20 protein-coding genes and 1 riboswitch are annotated in these 23,700 nt (G+C 36.0%); of the genes, 18 read left to right on the forward strand and 2 right to left on the reverse strand.

The annotated features are described in order from the left end of the window. Complete coding sequence (locus ACFVQC_RS10030) at positions 1 to 1,431, forward strand: LutB/LldF family L-lactate oxidation iron-sulfur protein (protein ID WP_377898264.1); 1,431 nt, start codon at positions 1 to 3, stop codon at positions 1,429 to 1,431. After that, the gene (locus tag ACFVQC_RS10035) at positions 1,412 to 2,113 is read left to right on the forward strand and encodes a LutC/YkgG family protein (RefSeq protein ID WP_377898265.1); all 702 of its coding nucleotides are present in this window, start codon (positions 1,412 to 1,414) and stop codon (positions 2,111 to 2,113) included. The genes ACFVQC_RS10030 and ACFVQC_RS10035 overlap by 20 nt, the downstream gene beginning before the upstream one ends. Positions 2,114 to 2,310: 197 nt before the next feature. On the opposite strand, the gene ACFVQC_RS10040 is transcribed toward ACFVQC_RS10035, so the two are convergent. Further along, positions 2,311 to 2,445: a sporulation protein YjcZ gene (locus tag ACFVQC_RS10040; RefSeq protein WP_377898266.1), complete on the reverse strand. Its 135-nt coding sequence runs from the start codon at positions 2,443 to 2,445 to the stop codon at positions 2,311 to 2,313. Between the two features lie 156 nt (positions 2,446 to 2,601). Here ACFVQC_RS10040 and ACFVQC_RS10045 point away from each other — a divergent pair, with 156 nt between their 5' ends. The 12 genes from ACFVQC_RS10045 (at position 2,602) to ACFVQC_RS10100 (ending at position 17,096) form a co-directional block, all read left to right on the forward strand. After that, a complete protein-coding gene (locus ACFVQC_RS10045; RefSeq protein ID WP_377898267.1) occupies positions 2,602 to 3,183 on the forward strand; it encodes a TetR/AcrR family transcriptional regulator in 582 nt (193 codons plus the stop codon). A gap of 2 nt (positions 3,184 to 3,185) precedes the next feature. Further along, positions 3,186 to 3,359: a hypothetical protein gene (locus ACFVQC_RS10050; protein WP_377898268.1), complete on the forward strand. Its 174-nt coding sequence runs from the start codon at positions 3,186 to 3,188 to the stop codon at positions 3,357 to 3,359. An 80-nt stretch (positions 3,360 to 3,439) separates the two neighbouring features. Next, positions 3,440 to 3,916 carry a PH domain-containing protein gene (locus ACFVQC_RS10055; protein ID WP_377898269.1) on the forward strand — a complete coding sequence of 159 codons (477 nt, stop codon included), beginning with the start codon at positions 3,440 to 3,442 and terminating at the stop codon, positions 3,914 to 3,916. Continuing rightward, a complete protein-coding gene (locus tag ACFVQC_RS10060; protein WP_377898270.1) occupies positions 3,909 to 5,360 on the forward strand; it encodes a PH domain-containing protein in 1,452 nt (483 codons plus the stop codon). Before ACFVQC_RS10055 ends, ACFVQC_RS10060 begins: the two co-directional genes overlap by 8 nt. A 229-nt stretch (positions 5,361 to 5,589) precedes the next feature. After that, positions 5,590 to 6,243 (forward strand): DUF975 family protein, encoded by a 654-nt coding sequence (locus ACFVQC_RS10065; protein WP_377894210.1) that lies wholly within the window; start codon positions 5,590 to 5,592, stop codon positions 6,241 to 6,243. A gap of 290 nt (positions 6,244 to 6,533) precedes the next feature. Next, complete coding sequence (locus ACFVQC_RS10070) at positions 6,534 to 6,992, forward strand: hypothetical protein (RefSeq protein WP_377898271.1); 459 nt, start codon at positions 6,534 to 6,536, stop codon at positions 6,990 to 6,992. Between the two features lie 169 nt (positions 6,993 to 7,161). Further along, positions 7,162 to 7,407, forward strand: coding sequence for a CPCC family cysteine-rich protein (locus ACFVQC_RS10075; protein ID WP_377898272.1), 246 nt, complete (start codon positions 7,162 to 7,164; stop codon positions 7,405 to 7,407). A gap of 371 nt (positions 7,408 to 7,778) precedes the next feature. Continuing rightward, positions 7,779 to 8,315, forward strand: a complete 537-nt coding sequence (locus ACFVQC_RS10080; protein ID WP_377894217.1) for a TetR/AcrR family transcriptional regulator — start codon at positions 7,779 to 7,781, stop codon at positions 8,313 to 8,315. A 170-nt stretch (positions 8,316 to 8,485) separates the two neighbouring features. After that, positions 8,486 to 8,578: riboswitch (cyclic di-GMP riboswitch) on the forward strand. 61 nt (positions 8,579 to 8,639) lie between these two features. After that, positions 8,640 to 14,582, forward strand: a complete 5,943-nt coding sequence (locus ACFVQC_RS10085; protein WP_377898273.1) for a SpaA isopeptide-forming pilin-related protein — start codon at positions 8,640 to 8,642, stop codon at positions 14,580 to 14,582. Between the two features lie 258 nt (positions 14,583 to 14,840). Further along, a complete protein-coding gene (locus ACFVQC_RS10090) occupies positions 14,841 to 15,137 on the forward strand; it encodes a protoporphyrinogen oxidase (RefSeq protein ID WP_377894223.1) in 297 nt (98 codons plus the stop codon). Between the two features lie 74 nt (positions 15,138 to 15,211). Continuing rightward, positions 15,212 to 15,688 carry a PH domain-containing protein gene (locus ACFVQC_RS10095; RefSeq protein ID WP_377894225.1) on the forward strand — a complete coding sequence of 159 codons (477 nt, stop codon included), beginning with the start codon at positions 15,212 to 15,214 and terminating at the stop codon, positions 15,686 to 15,688. Then, positions 15,681 to 17,096, forward strand: a complete 1,416-nt coding sequence (locus ACFVQC_RS10100; RefSeq protein ID WP_377898274.1) for a PH domain-containing protein — start codon at positions 15,681 to 15,683, stop codon at positions 17,094 to 17,096. The genes ACFVQC_RS10095 and ACFVQC_RS10100 overlap by 8 nt, the downstream gene beginning before the upstream one ends. Positions 17,097 to 17,199: 103 nt before the next feature. On the opposite strand, the gene hmoB is transcribed toward ACFVQC_RS10100, so the two are convergent. After that, entirely contained in the window at positions 17,200 to 17,703 is a 504-nt protein-coding gene (hmoB, locus tag ACFVQC_RS10105) for a heme-degrading monooxygenase HmoB (protein ID WP_002087141.1), read from the reverse strand. A gap of 127 nt (positions 17,704 to 17,830) precedes the next feature. On the opposite strand from hmoB, the gene ACFVQC_RS10110 reads away from it, so the two are divergent. The 4 genes from ACFVQC_RS10110 to hemY all read left to right on the forward strand — a co-directional run bounded on the left by ACFVQC_RS10110 (position 17,831) and on the right by hemY (position 23,577). Next, positions 17,831 to 19,948, forward strand: coding sequence for a transglycosylase domain-containing protein (locus tag ACFVQC_RS10110; protein WP_377894228.1), 2,118 nt, complete (start codon positions 17,831 to 17,833; stop codon positions 19,946 to 19,948). A 189-nt stretch (positions 19,949 to 20,137) separates the two neighbouring features. Continuing rightward, positions 20,138 to 21,184 (forward strand): uroporphyrinogen decarboxylase, encoded by a 1,047-nt coding sequence (gene hemE / locus ACFVQC_RS10115; protein WP_377898275.1) that lies wholly within the window; start codon positions 20,138 to 20,140, stop codon positions 21,182 to 21,184. 14 nt (positions 21,185 to 21,198) lie between these two features. Then, on the forward strand, positions 21,199 to 22,134 hold the full coding sequence (gene hemH / locus ACFVQC_RS10120; protein ID WP_377898276.1) for a ferrochelatase: 936 nt from the start codon (positions 21,199 to 21,201) through the stop codon (positions 22,132 to 22,134). 21 nt (positions 22,135 to 22,155) lie between these two features. Then, a complete protein-coding gene (gene hemY, locus ACFVQC_RS10125) occupies positions 22,156 to 23,577 on the forward strand; it encodes a protoporphyrinogen oxidase (protein WP_377898277.1) in 1,422 nt (473 codons plus the stop codon). Positions 23,578 to 23,700 lie beyond the last annotated feature (123 nt).

Raw genomic sequence — 23,700 nt, forward strand, 5'->3', positions numbered from 1 at the left:
ATGGGAATGAAAATTGGGAACGATCCCTTTCATAAGCGTACTAAAACGGGTATTGGGGATCAATTTATGCGGCAAGCTGTCAGGAAAGCGCAAGATGGTCTTAGAATCAAGAAATTAAAAGCTACTGAGAGTCTTGGGAACTGGGAAGAATGGCGAGCTTTAGGAGAAGAAATTCGAAAGCATACATTAGAAAACCTTGATTATTATTTATATGAGCTGAGTGAAAATATTGAGAAAAACGGTGGTTTCGTTTATTTCGCAAAGACTGCAGAAGACGCAAGGGAATATGTAAAAGAGATTGTAAAAAAGAAAAACGTGAAAAAAATTGTGAAATCAAAATCGATGGTAACGGAAGAGATTAGTTTAAATGAAGCGATTGAAGAAGCTGGAGCGGAAGTGTTAGAAACAGATCTTGCTGAATTTATTCTACAAGTGAACGACCACGATCCTCCATCACATATTGTTGTTCCGTGTCTTCACAAGGATAAAGAACACATTTGTGAAATATTTAAAACAAAGTTAGATTATACGGGAACATCTGATCCTACGGAAATGGCGAGGTTTGTAAGATCGTATTTACGTGATGATTTTTTTGCAGCGGATATAGGGGTGACTGGATGTAACTTTGCTGTTGCAGAGTCTGGGTCAATTTCTATCGTAGCAAACGAAGGAAATGCAAGACTTACTACGACACTTCCAAAAACGTTGATTACAGTTATGGGGATGGAACGTATTGTTCCGACATGGGAAGAGCTTGATGTTTTAGTAACACTTCTATGCCGAAGTTCTGTAGGACAAAAGTTAACAAGTTATCTTACAGGGTTAACTGAGCCTGGCGGGGAAGATGGACCTGAGGAATTTCATTTAGTCATTGTTGATAATGGCCGTTCCGATATTGTAGGAACAGAATTCCAAAGTGTCCTTCAGTGCATTCGTTGCGCGGCATGTATTAATGTGTGTCCTGTATACAGGCATATTGGTGGACATGCATATGGCTCTATTTATCCAGGACCAATTGGAGCTGTGTTGACACCGCTTTTAGGCGGATATGATGAATATAAGGATTTACCTTACGCATCTAGCCTTTGTGGTGCTTGTACAGAAGCGTGTCCAGTGAAAATCCCGTTACATGACTTATTAATTAAACACCGCAGCCGCATTGTAGAAGAAAAACAATCACCTGTAGCTTGGAACGTGGCTATGAAAGGTTTTGAACAAGCGGTGAAGAGTCCTAGACTATTTTCTTTTGCAGCGAAGAGCGCTCCGTATGCATTAAAACCTCTTGCAAAAGGGGATAAGATCGAGCGTGGAATTGGGCCGTTAAAAGCTTGGACGGATGCGAGAGATTTTCCAGTTCCGAAAAAACAACCGTTTCGAGAGTGGTTTGAAAAACACGAAAAGGAGAACAATGATGGCCATCCAAAATCGTGAGGAATTTTTACTCCAGTTATCAGAAAAGCTTGGTAGGAAACGTCCAGAAGCAGTGAAAAAACCGAACTGGTCTTTTTCCCCGCAGTGGACTGTTTTTGAAGGAATCGCGCAAGACGAACTTGTACTAAAGTTAATGGAGCACTGCGAAGTTATTCATACAGAAGTAAAGCGAACAACAAAGGAAAATCTTGTTGAAACATTGGGGTCTTTTATAAAAGATTGGAATATCAAATCTGTTATATGTTCGAATGATGAGCGCTTTAATGAGTATGGTCTTACACCATGTTTCAGCAATGAAGGAACAACACATTTTCGTACATGGGGATTAGATCATAAAGAAGAGGACATAAAATTTGCGAAAGCTGCTGACCTTGGCATTACGTTCAGTGATATGACTTTGGCAGAATCAGGAACCGTTGTACTATTTAATGACGGGTTAAAAGGAAGACATGTGAGTCTTCTTCCGGAGTCATATATTGCAATCGTTCCTAAAAGTACGATTGTACCAAGATTAACCCAAGCTACAAAACTTATTCATGATCAAAATAAAGCGGGAGAAAAACTGCCTGCTTGTGTGAATTTCGTTTCTGGTCCGTCAAATAGCGCGGATATTGAAATGAACCTTGTCGTAGGTGTACATGGGCCAATTAGAACAGCATATATTATTGTGGATGATCAATAATGATTTATGTTTGTGACAGAGCGCGAAATATAGCTGAAATATTATAAGAGTACTGAAAATAGAAAGCGCTGGCTGTTAAATATAACCGGGGCTTTCTATTTTGTGTGCCCTTACTGGTGAAGAAACCTTAAGAAGGAAAATTTAAATCTCTGTTTCAGTTTTCTACACTACTATAACTAACTGAATTGTGTCTTTTCTTAGAAGCTAAACACACTATAACTAGCTCCAATTATAATGAATACGATAAAGAGCAGAATGAGTAATAAAAGCCCACTACTACCGCTCTTACCATCTTCACCACCGCCGCTACCGCCTTTACCGCCAGATCTCATATGAAAATCCTCCTTATCGTTATACATTGTTTTTACTTTATATTTTTCTAGGTTCATCAAGAAGTTCCTTTTAAAACTCTAATTAACTTGCAAATCATTCCTTTTCATTTTACAATTTACTTACCGACCGGTAAGTAAAAAAAGAAGAGGTACAGTATGACAAAAAATTTACAAACATCGCAGCACATTGTAGATGCATCATTTAAACTAATGGCAGAGCATGGCATTGAGAAGATGAGTCTTTCCATGATTGCGAAAGAAGTAGGCATATCAAAGCCCGCTATTTATTATCATTTTCCGTCTAAAGAAGCTCTAGTTGACTTTTTATTTGAAGAAATATTTTCTGGATATTATTTCGTCAATTACTTCGATAAAGAACAATATACGAAAGAAAACTTTGCAGAAAAGTTAATTGCAGATGGTTTACATATGTTGTCCGAGTATAGAGGTCAAGAAGGCATATTACGCGTTATAAATGAATTCATCGTAACTGCGACGCGAAATGAAAAGTATCAGAAACGCTTATTTGAAATACAAGAAGATTTCTTAAATGGATTCCACGATTTATTAAAGCAAGGTGTGAGACTTGGTGTTGTGTCACAACATGCAACAGAAGAAAACGCGCATACGTTAGCGCTCGTTATTGATAATATGAGTAATTACATATTAATAGGATTCCAGTTAAAGTATAAAGCAATTTGGATTCGAAATGTGAAAAACGTAATGAAGGGGGGATGAAGATGAAAATGCAAAAAAACTGGTGGCTCGGGTTTCTTGGATTTGTAGGAGTTTATAAAATTCCAGGTATGATGGAAGCTTTTCAAGCGGATAAAGGTTGGTTTGCATTAATCGGTTTCGTTTGGCTACTTTGGTTCGGATATTTTATTCCTGAGAAGCAAGAGGAGAAAAAATAAAATTTCAATTTTATGTAAAGTTATGTAAAATATAGATTAGAAGTATTCATATATTAGATTACTAGATTTGGAGTGGTTACATGGATCCATTGAAAAATGAAATTCATCCTGACATGGTCAAGGTGTGGAAAGTTCGTGCTGTAATTGAAGAAGGAATCGGTATTCTCGTCATTTTAGCTTACCTTTTTCTCATGATAAAGTTTGACTGGTGGGCGTGGATTCTGTATGTACTGATCGGGTTAACCGTTGCACTAGCACCAATTGAGTACTTCGTATTCCCGAAACTACGTCAGCGTTATTACAGCTACCAACTAAATGAAGAAGAACTTGAAATTCAGCACGGTCTTTTTGTCGTAAAACGCGTATTAGTTCCAATGATTCGTGTACAGCACGTAACGATTGAACAAGGGCCAATTATGAGAAAACATGGATTAGCAGAATTACATATTTCAACAGCGGCAACTTCTCATAGCATTCCAGGCTTAACGATGTATGAAGCAGAAATGTTAAAAACGAGAATCGCAGAATTAGCGAAAGTGAGTGATGAGGATGTATAAGAGACAACATCCAATCACGATGTTATTAGAATTAAAAATAACAGATTTTATCCCATTACTTATTTTTATGTTTAGTTTAAATGGAAAGTTTCCATTTTGGTATTTAATTCCCGCTGGATTCGGTTTACTCACCGTTTTTTCAGCGTTTGAAAAATGGTATTACACAACATACTGGGTTGAAAATAACGTATTACATGTTAAACAAGGGCTCTTTGTGAAGAAGGAGAGCTACTTAAATAAAGAACGTGTTCAAACGATTAATACAAGTTCTAACGTGTTATATCAAATGCTCGGTTTAAAGAAAATTCAAATCGAAACAGCTGGCGGAGGCGATGATGCAGAAGTGAGCTTAGCTGGTATTACGGAAAATGAAGCGAAGGAGCTTATTTCCTTACTAAATGAGTCGACTCCAGAAGTGAAAGCAGAAGAAGCGTTAGATGAAGAAGCAGAACATGCAGTAAAAAAAGAAATCATTACAGAGGAAAAACAAGCGACAGAATACAAGTTAACTTGGAAAGAAATTTTATTAGCGTCTATTACATCTGGTCAATTTGGATTACTATTCTCTTTAATATTTTTCGTTTACCATCAAGTAGATGAGTACATTCCGAAATGGATTAAAAACAGGGTAGAGTCTTATGTTATGGACCATGATGTATATGGGTGGATTTACATGGCAGCTATTTTACTCGTCATTTCGTGGATTGTATCCACGATTGGTTATGCATTAAAACATGGGAATTTCACAGTAAATCGAAAAAATGATGAAGTGCGTATTTCTCAAGGTTTGCTTGAAAGGAAAGAGCTTGTACTAAAGTTACACCGTATTCAAGGTATTACGATAAAAGAAGGTATTTTACGTCAGATGTTCGGTTATTGTGCTGTACAAGTAGAAGTCATTCAAAGTAAGGGAATGGGAGAAGAGAAGGACAAAGTTACACTGCATCCGATTATTCGAAAGGATCGTGTGCAAGATTTACTTGTACATTTACAATTACCATATGAACTGAATACGAACATTACATCATTACCAAAAGTGGCACTACGCCGCTACTTAATAGATAGTTTTATTTTCTTTGCTATGCTAGCAATCCCGCTTACAGGAATAAGTATATACTTTGAAAAGTATTTCATCATGTGGGCTGTATTACCGCTTGCTATCCTCATCTTTACACTTGGATATGCAACATTTAAAACAAATGGTTACGGTGTAAACGGAGAACAAATTACACTTGTTTACCGCAGTATTGGGAAACATACAGGACTTGTAAGAAGAAGACACGTCCAATCAATTGAAAAAGCACAATCATATTTCCAGCGCCGGGCGGATTTATGTACGTATACGTTTTCTAGTGCATCATCGAATTATAAACTAGAGCATACGAGAGTAGAAGATGCGGAGAGAATGCAGGATTGGTATAAGAAGAGAATAAGTGAGAATTAATTTGAAAAGGCTTGCCTAGTATGAAGGGCAGGCTTTTTTGTTATAGAGAAATGAGTAGTTTGCAATTGGACTAGGTTTTCTTTAGTGTAATTTATATGTGGGTGCAAATACAGCTCACATTTCTCAATACGTATCAGAAAAAAGGTTGTAGACTTCTATTTCAGGGAAATTCGTGGAATTTTTGATATAAATGGTATACTAAAATAGAAATAGTATTAGGAGGTTGTATATGATAAGTCAGTTGAAAAGAGAAGCACTTGATGCATTAAAAGGAAAATGGGGATTAGCGGTAGGGGCAACCTTATTACTTGGAATCCTTATTGGAGCTGTTGAACTTCTAATTACAGGTGTTTTCTCGATGTTTTGGGGTTGGGAAGAAGCAAGTGATTCGCTTACAGTAAGTATTATTGCAATGCTTGTTATCGGTCCGTTAACAATAGGCGCCTATTATCTTGTTTTAAATGCAATCCGTGGGACTAGTGCTCGCATTGGTCATTTATTTAGATGGTTTAGCGATGGAAGTAAGCTTATGAAGTCGTTTTTAACATATTTACTAATGTATGTATACTTGATGCTATGGACATTACTTCTTATTATTCCGGGTATTATTAAATCATTTTCTTATTCTATGACGTATTTTATTTTGAATGATTATCCAGAATACACAGCGAATCAAGCAATTACCGAAAGTCGCCATATGATGAATGGACATAAAATGGATTACTTTTTACTATGCTTAAGTTTCCTTGGCTGGTTCATTTTAAGTATTCTTACCTTAGGAATCGGTTTCTTATGGTTAGCGCCTTATTTCTACGCGACATCGGCAGCATTTTATGAAGAGATTTCAAAAGAATATTATAAAAAAGAAGGTACTACCTTCTAACAAAACACCTAAACCACGTATCCCCTAAAGAATATAGGGAACAGATGGTTTAGGTGTTTTGATATGTGTTCTGTTTTCGGGGTTCACTTCAGGATGAGGTATAGGTTTTTATCCCGCTATTTGTGGGAGTTTTACTGCCCGTAAAAGCCCGATTGGTGCGGGCTGATTAAAGTTTCACTTTATATAGAAATTCTTCCCTCTATGTTTTATCATAGAGGGTTATTTTTTTATGTAAAAATGATAGAAAATAATGAATAATATATGTAAAGGAAAAAGTGAGGTGAATGAGAGTGAGCAAATTTTTAATTCCGTATTCATTTTCTATATTAAGTTTCTTTATTTCAGTAACGGTACTTGATTTATATGATAGGATGGGAAAAAATAATGAGATGACTTCGCCGAACATACTTGGAAAGGTAATTCAATCTACTTCGCAAATGGGAGTCCTTACATTGTATTTTGGAGCACCTATTATTTTAGGTGGCTGTCTACTTGGTGAGCTATTGTTTAGAAGTATCATTTTACGATTTAAACTAAGCTATATTATATCTTTATTATTATATCTACTTTTAGCTTTTAGTATTGTTTTTATCTTTTTGTCTGTAATGGTAGGAGTTCCAGCTGCATATGAAGAAGTTCGTACTCTTCAAATGATGTATTTCATGGGGATAACTATGATTTGCGCTGTAACATTCTTTGTGAGTCGGAATATATGGGGAAAACAAATGAATAATGGAGTGACAAAATGAAATATACATGTCCATGTTGCGGATATAAAGTGAAACTTTAATCAGTGGGGATTTTGTTCATTCCCCACTGATTATTAGTTGAACCAATCGGGCATTTATGGGCAGTTGATCTTGCGCCTAACTCCTTTGTTCTAGCTGAATTTTGAGGTGGGAGTTTTACTGCCCGTTAATGCGGGATAAAACATTAGAAGAAGAACCACCAGGTACATATGAAATTTGTAACATATGTTATTGGGAATATGATGAGGTTCAATTTAACGATCCTGACTTTGAAGGCGGGGCAAATGAAGCTTCGCTAAGACAAGCACAGAAAAATTTCATTGCATTTGGTGCTTGCGGGGAATGTTTTGTTGGATCAGTTAGAAAACCGACTAGTGAAGATGTGAAGGATGTTAGTTGGAAGCAAATTTGTTAAGCAGTTTATAAATAAAAAATGTTATTACTCCATTCAACAGGAGGAATAACATTTTTTATTTAGTACTGAAAGAATTACAGTTGTCTAATAAGGAAAATCAATAAAGATGATAAAATAATAGGAAAAGCTAAACTAGTAAATCCTATTCATGGATATATTAGGAATGAATATAAAAGTATAGATGTATAGTCAACGTTGTGTATTTGATGTTATCATATTGTGATATGGAAATTTTTAATAGAAGAAGCAACTAACAATTTAAAGGTAGTGAAGCCTTTGTTGTATAAAGAAAATACTTAGTAGTCCTCAACAATATTAAAAATAAGATACGCATTTATATAATTTTAGTAGAAATGGGGTTTTAAAAAGGAATGAGTACAAGCATAACACGGCAAAAAATTTTAGCCGCCGCTTCTCAAATTGTTCAATTTAAAGGCGTAGCTAAGTTAACTTTAGAAGCAGTAGCAAAAGAAGCGGGTGTAAGTAAAGGTGGACTGTTGTATCATTTTTCAAATAAAGAAGCTTTAATAGAAGGTATGATACTTAAAGGCGTAGCGGATTATGAGGGGGCTATTCACAATAAAGTAGAGGAAGACCCAGAGAGGAAAGGCAGATGGGTACGCTCTTTTGTAGAGGAAAGATTAAGTAATGAGAGAAGAACAGAAGAGTTGTCTAGTAGTATGATGGCAGCATTAATGCTAAAACCTGAACTACTTGAACCGTTACAACAATCATTTCAGCAACTGCAAAATAATATAGAAAATGATGAAATGGATTCAGTTTGTGCAACAATTATTAGATTAGCAGCAGATGGGTTATGGTATTCGGAATGTTTAGGGGTTGGAAGACTAAGCTCCGAATTAAGAGAAAAAGTGATTCGAGCTCTTGTTAAATCTTCTTATAAATAGAATATACAAACTATATAATATAAAATAATTCACCGTTGGCTATTTAATCCGATGGTGAATTATTTTTTTATCAGAATAATAGAACAATTTTATAGGGTGTTGAATTATAACCGTCCAGACGGTATAGTAATATTTGGTTTAAGAGGAAAATGAAACAAAAAAAGAATAAAAAATATTTTTAGCACACTATTCGAAAGGATAGGCCGCAAAGCTTAGAGTCTACGGTAATATTTATTGGTTACTAAGATCGTCTGGTTGCACATTTTTGATGCAACCGGACGGTCTTTTTTTTGTTATATAAATATAAAAAATCAGGAGGAAATTATGCAAAAGAAAAGTACTAAAAGGCACATTTCAATGGTTTCATTAGTTTTTCTAGTATTATTTTCAGTGCTGAATGTATGGGCTCCAGTTATTCAAGCCGCTGTGATAAAAAATCCAGTGGACGAGATTAATATTTCCCGTACTGATGGCACAACATCTGAACCATATCAGGCCTCAGACGGTATGAAAGTAGAAGTGAAGTGGTCAGCTAAAGAGCAAATAAAAGCTGGAGATCAATTCACAATTGATATGCCAAAAGAATTTAGAAAAGACCTTATGAATATGAGTTTTCCTTTAAAAGATGCTGAAGGAAAAACAGTTGGTACATGTGAGATGAAAAAGGGTCTATTAACGTGTACTATGGGTGATTATGTAGAAGGAAAGAATAACGTTAAAGGTTCTTTATTTGTAGAATTCTACTTTGGTCTAGAAGCATATGATGGTGTGAAAGAAATTCCATTAGAATTTAACGTTGATGGTCAAATCGTAAATAAAGAAGTAAATGTAAGTAATACGACAGAGAGACCGAAGCCACAGCCCAATACAGATAATCTATTGAAATGGGGTTCTTATAATCAAGAAGATCCGTCCATTGCTGATTGGCTTGTATATGTAAATGCAACTGGAACTGAAATGCAAGATCTTAAATTAACAGACACATTAGGACCTGGGCACGAGTTAATTACAGACAGCGTAGTATTAGAAGAGGCTGTATTTGAAGATGGTTATGCACCAACAAATATTAAACCAGCAGATTTATCTAAAATTAAAATCAATGCAACGAAGACTGGATTTACAATTGAATTCCCAGACAGTTCAAAAGGTTATATTTTAAGATATAAAACAAAGATTACAAATCCTGCTGCAAAACCTCATAAAAATACAGTGAAATTAGAAGGCAAAAATATTAAAACTGAAGAAAAAGTAGGACAAGTATTCGTAAGTGGTGGGGGAGGAACCGGTTCAGGTGACGATAATCCACCTAGCATTGAAAAGAATATAGTTGATGAGAATGGTAAGCTTGTAGAGAATCAGCAGTTAACACAAATGGATCAACCTATTCAATACCAAGTTGGTACGCATATACCGAAAGATCCGCCTAAGTATACATCAATGGTAATTAGTGATGATTTAGAAGATGTTTTAGAAGTATTAGAGGCAAAAGTATATGATCAAAATGGCCAAGATATTACTTTTAAAGGAACACTAACGATAGATAAACAAAAAAGTGAAGTAACATTTACGTTCGGTGAGAGTTTTGACTATAAGTCATATGAAGACCAGATAATTAACTTGAATATTAAGGCGAAAATTAAAGCTGATGCAGACTTATCTTCTTATGTAGATAAGAAGATTCCTAATAAAGCAGAGTTACATTATGATGATAATAAATTAACATCGAATGAAGTAACGGTTACGCCGCCTGAACCTCCAAAAGACGGTACAGTAGCTATTCATAAAATAGATGCTGAGAATCCGAATAAAGGGTTAACAGGTGCAGAATTTGAAGTTCGAAATAGTGCGGATAAGGTTGTTGCAGTACTGAAAACGGACGAAAACGGTTTTTCGGTACCTCAAACTTTAGCTCCTGGGACGTATAAAGTTTATGAAACAGTAGCACCAGAAGGATATCAAAAATTAAAAAGTCCATTAGAAGTTACACTTCAAGCTGGAGAAACAAAAACAATTGAAATTAAAAATACTATGCAAAAGGGTCAAATTGAATTAAAGAAAATTGATTCGGAAAATGGTGAAAAACCATTAGCAAATGCAGAGTTTGATATAGTAAAAGACGGTGTAGTAGTTGAACATATTGTTACAGATAAAGATGGTAAGGCAATCTCTAAACCGTTAGCACCAGGAAAATATATTTTAAAAGAAACGAAAGCGCCTGAAGGATACCAATTAAAAGAAAAAGAGTTCGAAGTAAATGTAACAGGGGACGGCATATTCCCAATAAAAGTAGAAAATGCAATGGTAGACAAGGGTAATGTAGAAATTACAAAAGTGGACAAAGAAAACGGTGCAGTATTAGCGGGTGTCGAATTTGAAGTCCAAAATGAGAAAAGTGAAGTAGTAAGAAAAGTAACAACGGATAAAGATGGAAAAGCAAACGTTTCAGATCTATCAGTAGGAAAGTACAAATTAGTAGAGACGAAAAGCTTACCAGGTTACAAGAAACTAACAGAACCAGTATCATTTGAGATTACAAAAGGTATGACGATAGTCCTATCATTGAAAGTAGAGAATGAGCAGTTAGATAAAGGTTCAGTAGAAATTACAAAAGTAGATAAAGACAGCCAAAAAGCATTAGCAGGCGTAGTCTTCGAAGTGCAAGATGAAAAAGGCAAAGTGGTGAAAAAAGTAACGACAGATAAAGATGGAAAAGCGCATGTCTCAGACTTATCAGTAGGAAAATACAAATTAGTAGAGACGGAAAGCTTACCAGGTTACAAAAAACTAACAGAGCCAGTATCATTCGAAATTAAAAAAGGTATGACAGAAGTCTTATCATTGAAAGTAGAAAATGAGCAGTTAGACAAAGGTGCAGTAGAAATTACAAAAGTAGATAAAGACAGCCAAAAAGCATTAGAAGGTGTAGTTTTCGAAGTGCAAGATGAAGCTGGAACAGTAGTAAAGGAAGTAAAAACAGATAAAGATGGTAAAGCAAAAATCTCTGATTTATTAGTAGGGAAGTACAAATTAGTAGAGAAAGAAAGTTTACCAGGTTATAAGAAACTAACAGAGCCATTATCGTTTGAAATTAAAAAAGGTATGACTGAGGTCCTATCATTAAAAATAGAAAATGAAATGGTAGATACGGGAAATGTAGAGATCACAAAGATAGATAAAGATAATAAGGCACCGTTAGCGGGAGTAACGTTTGTTGTCCAAGATGAAAAGGGCAATGAGGTGAAAAAAGTAACGACAGATAAAGATGGAAAAGCAAATGTTTCAGATTTACCTGTAGGAAAGTATGAATTAGTAGAGGTAGAAAGTTTACCAGGTTATAAAAAACTAGAAAAACCAGTATCATTTGAAATTAAAAAAGGTATGACGAAGTCTTTAACATTTACTGTAGAAAACGAAATGGTAGATACAGGTAATGTAGAAATAACAAAGATAGACAAAGATAGTAAAGCACCATTACAAGGTGTTGTGTTTGAAGTACGTGATTCAAAAGGGAAAGTAGTTACTAAAGTAACAACAGATAAAGATGGAAAAGCAAATGTTTCAGATTTATCTATTGGAAAGTATGAGTTGGTAGAAGTAGAAACACCATCAGGATACAAACCGCTTGAAAAACCAATTTCATTTGAAATTGAAAAAGGCAGAGTAACAGCATTACAATTAACTGTCGAAAATGAATTAGTGGATACAGGAAATGTAGAAATTGCAAAAGTAGACAAAGAAAATAAAGATGCTTTAGCTGATGCCGTATTTGAGATTCAAGATGAAGCAGGACAAGTGGTTGCTAAAATAACGACAGATAAAAAAGGACACGCACAAGTTACTAATTTATCAGTTGGAACATACAAGTTGGTAGAAGTAAAAGCACCAAAAGGATATAAGCAATTAGTAGATCCTATTACTTTCCAAATTGAAAAAGGCATGACAAAATCTCTTGCTTTAACAGTAGAAAACGAAATGTTAGACAAAGGCTCAGTAGAAATTACAAAAGTAGATAAAGAAGGCCAAAAAGCATTAGCGGGCGTAGTCTTTGAAGTTCAAGATGAAGCAGGCAAAGTAGTAACAGAAGTAACGACAGATAAAGATGGAAAAGCAAAAGTCTCAGACTTATCTGTAGGCAAGTACAAATTAGTAGAAAAAGCAGGCTTACCGGGATACAAAAAACTAACAGAGCCAGTATCGTTCGAAATTAAAAAAGGTATGACAGAAGTCCTATCATTGAAAGTAGAGAACGAACTGTTAGATAAAGGTTCAGTAGAAATTACAAAAGTGGACAAAGAAAGTGGCGCAGTATTAGCGGGCGTAACTTTCGAAGTGCAAGATGAAAAAGATAAAGTAGTAACAAAAGTAACAACAGATAAGGATGGAAAAGCGACAATTTCAGATTTATCAGTAGGGAAATATAAGCTAGTAGAGGTAGAAAGCTTACCAGGATACAAAAAATTAGAAAAGCCTGTACCATTTGAAATTAAAAAAGGTATGACAAAATCTCTAGCGTTCACTGTAGAAAATGAAATGGTAGATACAGGGAATGTAGAAATCACAAAAATAGATAAAGATAGTAAAGCACCATTAGAAGGTGTTGCGTTTGAAGTACGTGATTCAAAAGGGAAAGTAGTTGCTAAAGTAAAAACGGATAAAGAAGGAAAAGCAAACGTTTCAGATTTATCTATTGGAAAGTATGAGTTGGTGGAGGTAGAAACACCAGCCGGATACAAACCACTAGAAAAACCAATTTTATTCGAAATTGAAAAAGGTAGAGTTACAGCATTACAATTAACTGTCGAAAATGAATTAGTGGATACAGGAAATGTAGAAATTACAAAAATAGACAAAGAAACGAAAGATGCTTTAGCTGATGCAGTATTTGAGATTCAAGACGAAGCAGGACAAGTAGTTGCTAAAATAACGACAGATAAAAAAGGACAAGCAAAGGTTACTAATTTATCAGTTGGCACATACAAGTTGGTAGAAGTAAAAGCACCAAAAGGATATAAACAATTAGTAAATCCGATTACTTTCCAAGTTGAAAAAGGCATGACAAAATCTCTTGCTTTAACAGTAGAAAACGAAATGTTAGACAAAGGATCAGTGGAAATCACAAAAGTGGATAAAGATAGCCAGAAAGCATTAGAAGGCGTAGTCTTCGAAGTGCAAGACGAAAAGGGCAAAGTAGTAGCAAAAGTAACGACAGATAAAGAAGGAAAAGTAAACGTTTCAGATCTATCTGTAGGAAGTTACAAATTAGTAGAGGTAGAAAGCTTACCAGGTTACAAAAAGCTAACAGAACCAGTATCATTTGAAATTAAAAAAGGTATGACGAAGGTCCTATCATTGAAAGTAGAGAATGAGCAGTTAGACAAAGGTTCAGTAGAAATTACAAAAGTAGATAAAGAGAGCCAAAAAGCATTAGCAGGCGTAGTCTTTGAAGTGCAAGATGAGCAAGGTAAAGTAGTAACAGAAGTAACAACAGATAAAGAAGGAAAAGCGAAAATTACTGATTTATCAGTAGGTAAGTACAAATTAGTAGAGACGAAAAGCTTACCAGGATACAAGAAGTTAACAGAACCAGTATCATTTGAAATTAAAAAAGGTATGACGGAAGTCTTATCATTGAAAGTAGAGAATGAACAGTTAGACAAAGGTTCAGTGGAAATTACAAAAATGGCTGCTGAAAGCAAGAAAGTATTATCAGGAGCTGTGTTTGAAGTTCATGATGAAAAAGGAAAAGTAGTAGCGAAAGTAACAACAGATAAAGATGGAAAAGCAAAAGTCTCAGATCTATCTGTAGGTAACTACACACTAGTAGAAGTAGAAGCACCAAAAGGATATGAAAAATTAACTAATCCAATTCCATTTGAAATTACAAAAGGGATGATAATTTCAGTTCAATTAGAAGTATTAAACAAATTGAGTCATTTAGCACCACCAGATCCAGAAAAACCTGGAACAACAGATCCAGAGAAGCCTGAAACAACAGATCCAGAAAAACCTGGAACAACGAATCCAGAGAAGCCTGAAACAACAGATCCAGAAAAACCTGGAACAACGAATCCAGAGAAGCCTGAAACAACAAATCCAGAAAAACCTGGAACAACGAATCCAGAGAAGCCTGGAACAACGAATCCAGAGAAACCTGGAAAAGAATTACCGAAGACAGGGCAGAAAATGCCTGTGGAACCATATATGGGAGCACTTCTTGTAATGATGAGTTTTGGCTTACTTGCATTAGGTAGAAAAAAACAGAGATAATGAAAGTGAAAAGGTATCCTCAAAGTATTTGAGGATACCTTTTTTATATTATTTGGCATAAAAAAAGCATCTAGCAAAAGTACTAGATGCAAATAAAAACACAAGGGAAGATAAATGTCTTCCCGTTTCCCGTATGTAATTATATCAAAAAAATTATAAAAAACTAGCTTTATTTTTAATATAATGAATGTGTGAAGCTATGAAAGTAAAAGATTACACTGTTTTCATAGTGTTTTATTAAGAAAAGGAGTTATGTCTATGATTAATTTCAAACCAGAAAATTTAAACCAACTACTAAAAGTGACGCTTATAAGTGCGAATAAGTCTTATGACGCGATTAAAGATTATGAATTTACGGGAGAAGCGGTAGCATTCCGTATAGATTTTGAGTATATAGATGTTGCTCTTATGGTTACAGATATGTTAGGGAGATCTGCTTCTAAATTTAACATTTTGCCATATGCTCGTCCTAATACGAATGAACTAGATTATATTCAGTTTCAGGTGTATTCAATTAATGAAGGGAATTTTAAAGAAATGCTCGACACGATGTAAGGAACTATAATTTTACAAAACTGTATATAACAACTAATATATAAGTAATAAATTCATATAATTGGAGTGATGAGATGCAGCCGTTAGAAAAAGAGATTCATTCTAATATGCTGAAAGTGTGGAGAATTCACGCTTTAATTGGAGCAGCAGTTATACTAGCAGTCGTAATTGCCTATTTCTTTTTTATGATTAATTTTCATTGGTGGGGCTGGTTGTTTGGGCTGTTAGTAACAGGAGCCATTATATACATACCACTCGATTATTTCGTGTTTCCAAATTTACGTCAGCGTTATTATAGTTACAGATTAAATGAAGAAGAGATTGAGATTCAAAAGGGAATGTTTGTTGTTAAGCGCGTACTTATTCCGATGATCCGTGTACAGCACGTTACGATTGAACAAGGACCGATTATGAGAAAGTATAATTTAGCAGAATTACATATTTCAACAGCGGCAACTTCTCATAGTATTCCTGGTTTAACGAAAGAAGAAGCAGAACAATTGAAAAGACAAATTGGAGAACTTGCGAAAGTGAGTGATGAGGATGTATAAGAGGCAACATCCGATTACGATTTTATTAGGTATTAGGGTTGCGAGTTTGTTGCCACTGATTATTCTTGTTTTATTTAAACCTGACGAACAAGTGGAACCTTGGTATTTATTTTATCTTTTCCTTTTGTTTGTTTTATTCATTATGGCTATTTTTTCAGCAATCAAATGGTATTTCAAAGTGTACTGGATTGAGAATAATATTTTACATATAAAACACGGTGTTTTTGTGAAGAAGGAAAGTTATTTAAATAAAGACCGTGTGCAAAATATTAGTACGTCTTCTAACGTTATTTATCAATTACTTGGGCTTACGAAGTTAAACATAGAAGTAGCGGGCGGCGGTAGTGAGCCAGAAGTGATGTTAGCTGGTATTAAAGAAGACGAGGCAAAACATTTAATCTCTTTATTACATAAGAAAGAAGTTACTGTAAATGAAGAAATAGAAGAGGAAGAAAGCAAGACGGTTTATCAGTTAACATCGAAAGAAGTTTTAGCAGCAGCGATTACATCTGGTCGGTTGGGACTAGTGTTTTCTGGACTAGTACTTCTTTACACAAAGTTTAATTTTGTTCTTCCGGAAAGGTTCACAAATAAAATAGAAGTGTATGTGATGGGGAATGGTGTCTATAAACTAATTGTAATTGCAGTAATTTTAATGGCGATTTCATGGATTGTTTCTACGGCGGGATATGTGTTAAAATATGCAAACTTTAAAATTGAGCGAAAAGGGGAAGAGATTTGTATCGTTCAAGGGTTATTTGAAAAGAAAGAGTTTGTCTTAAAATTGCACCGCATTCAAGCGATTACTGTGAAAGAAGGTATTTTTCGCCAACCATTTGGTTATTGTGCTGTTGAAGTGGAAGCAATTCAAAGTATTGGAGCAGCAAGTAACGAAGTGATGCTGCATCCTTTTATGAAGAAAAAAGATGTACAGCACCTGCTCACATATTTAGAGTTACCTTATGAAATCGAAGAGGAGATCGTTCACTTACCAAAAACAGCGTTGCGTCGTTATTTCATTATAGGCTGGTTAATAAGTATCATGCTCACGGTTCCAATTGTCGGCGTGAGTATATATTTTAAACAATATATCACTTTATTTGTTCTTTTACCGTTATTTATCGTGTTTTCGTTACTTGCGTATGCTAGATATAAAAGTGGCGGCTATGCAATAAGAGAAAATCAACTAACGGTCGTGTACCGTGATTTTGCGAAATATACAGGAATGATGCGACGAAGACATGTTCAAGCAGTGGGCTATAATCAATCGTATTTTCAAAGGAAAGATGAATTATGTACTACTCCTGTAGCGGTAGCTGGGCGCGGTTATGAAGTGAAGCATATGCGTAAAGAAGATTCGCTTTGTATATATAATTGGTACAAAGAAAAAGGAAACACCAGTGTGTAATGGTGTTTCCTTTTTTGTGTCGTCATTTGTCGATAAGTCGATATATTCGAAAAATCGCTGATATAATTTCATGTATCGTAGCCCTGGAGGAACCACAAGAAACCTAAACTAACACATCAAAAGTAGTCACGAACGAAGGACGAGAGAAAATGCTTTTTTGCTGCTCTGCATGTGGATGCGCCTGAGCCTGAGCTTGTCCCTCTGCTTGTGCAGGACGTTTTTTATGAGCGTTTTCGAATGAACGTGATTCTGTCCAGTCTTTAAAGTTTTGCTCTGTTTCCCACATCGTTAAAATGACGTATGTATCATTACTTAATGGGCGAAGAACGCGGATTGCTTGGAAGCCTGGTTCGTTTTCGATAAGACCTGCTCGGTTTTTAAAGCGGTTTTCAAATACAGGGCGACCTTCGTCTGTTACCGAAATGTTGTTACAAACGATGTAGCCAGGTTGTCCTTTAAATTCTCCAACAGCGTCTAATACGTCATACTGAAGTGTAGATTCTACAGATTCTTCAGTATTTTCTTTATAAAACATATCTTTTTCGTTATTTTTTGCAGTGAAATGTGCTTGTTCTAGAGGTGTTTCGTATGAAATAATAGCCTTCATTTTAATGCCCCCTTTATAGTTTGTATCTATTATATCAACTCTTGTGAAAAACTTCGAAGATTATATACATAAAGATACTCCTTTTTCAAATAATAAATGTACCATCATTTGGAAAGAAGGCCGATGTATGAAGAAAGCAAAGTGGACTTTATTAGGCGGGGTAGCAACGTTTGTAGTAGCGATTGTACTCTATAAACTTATTGTATTAACTGGTGGCTATATGATGGATGAAAAGCAGCTTGTTTTCCACTCTTCATCACGTATCGTTGACCAGAAAGGAAAAGAAATTACGAAGTTATATGTAGAAAATAGAGAGCTCGTGCCGATCGAAGAAATTCCAAAGTATGTGCAGCAAGCATTTATTGCGGTGGAAGATTCTCGTTTTTATGAGCATCAAGGAATTGATTATCCTTCTATATTTCGGGCGCTTTATAAAGACGCGTTAGCTGGAGAGAAGGTAGAAGGCGGTAGTACGATTACGCAGCAACTAGCTAAAAATGTCTTTTTAACTCGCGAAAAAACATTTACGCGTAAATTGAAAGAGGTCGCAATTTCTCTTCAATTAGAGCAAAAATATACGAAGCAGCAAATTCTTGAAATGTATATGAACCATATTTATTTTGGCCACGGGGCATATGGAATTCAAGCGGCGGCTAAATTGTATTTTAATAAAAATGTAGAGGATTTAACAGTGGAAGAGGGGGCGATGCTTGCAGGGCTCCCGAAAGCGCCAAATGGCTATTCACCTTACTTCTCTCCTGAGAAGAGTAAAGAGCGCCGTGATCTTGTTTTGTCACTTATGCATAAACAAGGCTATTTAACAGCGGAAGATAGTGTTCGTTACCAAGGGAAAACAATCGCTCTTTATAAAAATGCAGATGAACGTGAACTCGCATATATGCCGTATATCGATATGGTTATAGATGAAGCAGCTCGTTTATATGGTTTATCGCATCAAGAAGTACTACGCGGAGGATATACATTTGTCGTACCGATGGATGAAAAAGTTCAAAAGGTGGCATATAACCAGTTTCAAGATGCGAGAAATTTCCCTGGTAAAGAAAACGGGGCACAAGGTGCATTTTTATTAATGGATAACCAGACTGGTGGAATTAAAGCCGCGATTGGCGGAAGAGAATATGTTCCGAGAGGGCTTAATCGTGTTTTTGCAAAGCGGCAGCCTGGTTCTGTTTTAAAACCACTTATCGTATATGGACCAGCACTCGAGACGAAGAAATATAATCCATATTCTTTATTAACGAATGAAAAAAGTTCGTTTGAAGGTTATGAACCTCGAAATTATAATCATGAGTATACGCAAGAGATGACGATGTACGATGCGGTATTAGAATCAGCAAACGTGCCAGCTGTATCTTTATTAAATGAATTAGGGGTAGATGAGGGAAAGCAATATTTAGAGAAAGGGAATGTTCATATTGCGGACTCAGGTTTAAGCACAGCACTTGGCGGGCTTAAAAACGGTGTTTCTCCATTTGATCTTGTCAAAATGTACCGATCTTTTTTAGCAAACGGGAATATTATCGAACCGCACGTTATTGATAAAGTGTTAAATAGACACGGGGCAGTCATTGGAGAATCATCAAAAGCTGAAACGAAAGTCTTTTCGAAGCAAACGGCATGGTATATGACAAAGATGCTTGAAGGAGTTGTGAAAGAAGGTACGGCGAAAGCTGGCGTATATAATGGAGCTTTGGCTGGAAAGACAGGCACAACTTCACTGCCGAATGATGATCATGGTGCGCGCGATATGTGGTTCGTTGGATATACACCGAATTTAGTAGGTGCAGTTTGGATTGGCTATGATCGCACCGATAAAGAGCATCAATTACAAGATGGAAATGCGTCTGCAACGATGTTATTTAAAAAGATTTTAACGAAAGCAAATATACAAGATAAAGCGAGTTTTCATAGGCCAAAAGGTGTTGAAACAATTGGACTGCCAATTCGTTTAGATAAGATTCAAAACGTGGAAGCAAAACTAGCATTTAGTCCTTTCGGTTTATTTGCGATGAAACTAAGCTGGACGCCGCTTCCTGATGAGCGAATTATGTATCGAATTTATAAAGTTGAAAAAGGAATGCATACTCACGTTGGGACGGTAAAAGGAACAGGGAAATATGAGGAAAAGTTTATTAATATATTCTCAAAACCAAGTTTTTACGTTGTACCATATAACACACAAACGAACCGCGAGGGAGAAAAGTCAAAAGTAGCTAAACCGTAGTTTTTCACTGTGCTATAATAAGAATGTTGTGAAAATAGTAAACGGTTTTACGAACGTTTGTGTCAATTTAATGAACAACGTACATAATGTTATGCATTTTGTTTTTACAAGCTGTATAGTAAAAACAGATAAATATCGGAATAGAGCATATTTAAAGAAAAAGCATTGGTAAGGAAGGGAGCTAGGGTCTTGGTAAGAACTATAAATGAGACATTTTTAAAAGCATGTAGGGGGGAACGTACAGAGTATGTACCAGCATGGTATATGCGACAAGCAGGTCGTTCACAGCCGGAATATAGAAAGATAAAAGAGAAATACTCTTTATTTGAAATTACACATAATCCAGAGTTGTGCGCTTACGTTACAAAGTTGCCAGTTGATCAATATAACGTAGACGCTGCAATTCTTTATAAAGATATTATGTCACCACTACCTGCAATTGGTGTTGATGTGGAAATTAAATCTGGCATTGGTCCAGTTATCGATAATCCAATCCGTTCTCTACAAGACGTAGAAAAATTAGGGGAAATCAATCCAGAAGATGATGTACCTTACATACTAGATACAATTCGTTTATTAACGACAGAAATGTTAGATGTACCGTTAATCGGTTTTTCAGGAGCTCCATTTACCTTAGCGAGCTATATGATTGAAGGCGGTCCTTCTCGTAACTATCATAATACGAAAGCGTTTATGTATGCAGAGCCGAAAGCTTGGTTCGCTTTAATGGATAAGCTTGCAGATATGGTTATTACATATTTAAAAGCGCAAATTAACGCAGGAGTAAAAGCTGTTCAAATTTTCGATTCTTGGGTTGGAACAGTAAATGTAGCGGATTACCGCATATTTATTAAACCAGCGATGGAACGTATTTTTGCAGAAGTTCGCACGATGGGTGTTCCAATGATTATGCACGGCGTTGGGGCTGGACACTTAGTGAATGAATGGCACGACTTACCGCTTGATGTAGTAGGGGTAGATTGGCGCTTATCAATCGAAGAAGCACGCACGCGTGGTGTTCATAAGGCGGTACAAGGAAATATGGACCCTTCATTCTTACTAGCACCTTGGCCTGTTATTGAAGAACATGTAAAAGGTATTTTAGATCAAGGGATGAAAGAGCCAGGTTATATCTTTAACTTAGGTCACGGCGTATTCCCAGAAGTAAATCCAGATACATTAAAACGCTTAACTACATTTATTCATGAGTACTCTAAAGAGCAGTTAGCGAAGTAAAGGAGATTGGCTGTATGAAAAAGAAAATTGGTTTGCTTGTAATGGCATACGGAACGCCATATAAAGAAGAAGATATTGAACGTTACTATACACATATTCGCAGAGGAAGAAAGCCAAGTCCTGAAATGCTAGAAGATTTAACAGAGCGTTACCGTGCAATTGGTGGTATTTCTCCTTTAGCTACTATTACATTAGAGCAAGCTAAAAAGTTAGAGACGCGTTTAAATGAAATGCAAAATGAAGTAGAGTACCACATGTATCTTGGTTTAAAACATATTGAACCGTTCATTGAAGATGCAGTACAAGCTATGCATAAGGATGGAATAGAAGATGCAATTGCACTCGTTCTTGCCCCTCACTATTCTACTTTTAGCGTGAAGTCGTATGTAGGACGAGCTCAAGAAGAAGCAGAAAAACTTGGAAACTTAACAATTCACGGCATTGATAGCTGGTATAAAGAACCGAAATTTATTCAGTATTGGGTCGATGCAGTGAAAGGTATATATAACGGTATGTCAGAAGCAGAACGTGAAAAAGCTGTGTTAATCGTATCTGCTCATAGCTTACCAGAGAAGATTATCGCACTCGGCGATCCATATCCAGATCAATTAAATGAAACAGCTGACTATATTGCACGCGGTGCTGAAGTAGCAAATTATGCAGTTGGCTGGCAAAGTGCCGGAAATACACCAGATCCTTGGATTGGTCCAGATGTACAAGATTTAACGAGAGAACTAAATGAAAAGTACGGCTACAGTTCATTCGTATATGCACCAGTTGGATTTGTTGCGGAACATTTAGAAGTTTTATATGACAATGACTTTGAGTGTAAAGTTGTAACGGATGAAATTGGTGCGAAATATTATCGTCCAGAAATGCCAAACGCAACATCTGCATTTATCGACTGTTTAGCAGATGTGGTATTAAAGAAAAAAGAATCTGTATTGTAAGAAGAAAGGGGGAGAGCCTGCTTGAGGAAAAAAGTTGTGATCGTCGGCGGTGGCATCACCGGATTAACAGCAATGTATAACTTACAAAAAAATATTCATGAAAAAAACTTGCCGATCGATACATTACTTATAGAAGCATCGGGTAAACTTGGCGGGAAAATTCAAACCGTTCAAAAAGATGGATTTACAATTGAACGTGGCCCTGATTCTTTCTTAGCAAGAAAAGAGAGCGCAGCTAAGTTAGTGAAAGAATTAGGACTTGATGCTGAACTTGTAAATAATAAGGCCGGTCAATCGTTCGTTCTTGTAAACAATCGGTTACATAAAATGCCGAGCGGTTCAATGATGGGAATTCCAACGCAAATTAAGCCGTTTCTATTTTCCAGCTTGTTCTCCCCAATTGGTAAACTAAGAGCTGGTTTTGATCTGTTAATGCCTAGATCAAAGCCAGTATCTGACCAATCGCTCGGGCAGTTTTTCAGGCACCGTCTTGGAAATGAAGTCGTTGAAAATTTAATTGAGCCATTATTATCTGGTATTTATGCAGGGGATATTGATGAAATGAGTTTAATGTCAACATTCCCTCAAATTTATCAAATTGAACAGGAGCACCGTAGTATTTCACTCGGTATGCGTACGCTCGCTCCAAAACAAGAGAAGGCTGAAATAAAAAAGGGAATCTTTAAAACTGTGAAAAACGGTTTAGAATCTATAGTAGAATCTCTTGAATTGAAGATTCCTAATGATATGGTAATGAAGGGAACTCGTATTGAAAAAGTTATAAAACTCGGTGATAGTTATACGATTACGCTTAGTAACGGAAAAGAAATGGACGCAGATGTGATTGTAGTTGCGACGCCGCATAAAGTATTGCCGTCTATGTTTACGCAGTACAAGCAGTTTCGTTTCTTCCGTAACATTCCATCTACATCAGTTGCAAACGTGGCACTTGCTTTCCCGAAATCAGCTATTCAGCGTGATATTGATGGTACGGGATTTGTCGTATCAAGAAATAGTGATTACACGATTACAGCGTGTACGTGGACACATAAAAAATGGCCACATACAACGCCGGAAGGAAAAACGCTTCTTCGCTGCTACGTCGGACGCCCAGGTGATGAAGCAGTTGTAGAACAAACAGACGAAGAAATTGTGCAGCTCGTATTAGAAGACTTACAAAAGACAATGGATATTACAGAGGATCCAGAGTTTACAATTGTAAGCCGCTGGAAAGAAGCAATGCCTCAATATACAGTAGGCCATAACGAGCGAATGAAGAAACTCACAATATTTATGGAGAAAGAGTTGCCAGGTGTGTATTTGGCAGGTAGTTCTTACGCTGGTTCTGGTCTTCCGGACTGTATTGAGCAAGGTGAGAGAGCGGCAAAGTGTGTGTTATCTCATTTAGAGAAAGTAATTGCAAACGAATTAGTCGCACATTAAAATATTTCAAACAAAACGCCTTCAATATAATTGAAGGCGTTTTGTTTATTGGATAGAATACCTGATAGTCAATAAACCTATATAAGTTATTTTGTATTATAGTTTGAAAACTTGTAAATTAGA

The organism is Bacillus sp. NPDC057893, from assembly GCF_042796455.1.
Lineage (GTDB): Bacteria > Bacillota > Bacilli > Bacillales > Bacillaceae_G > Bacillus_A.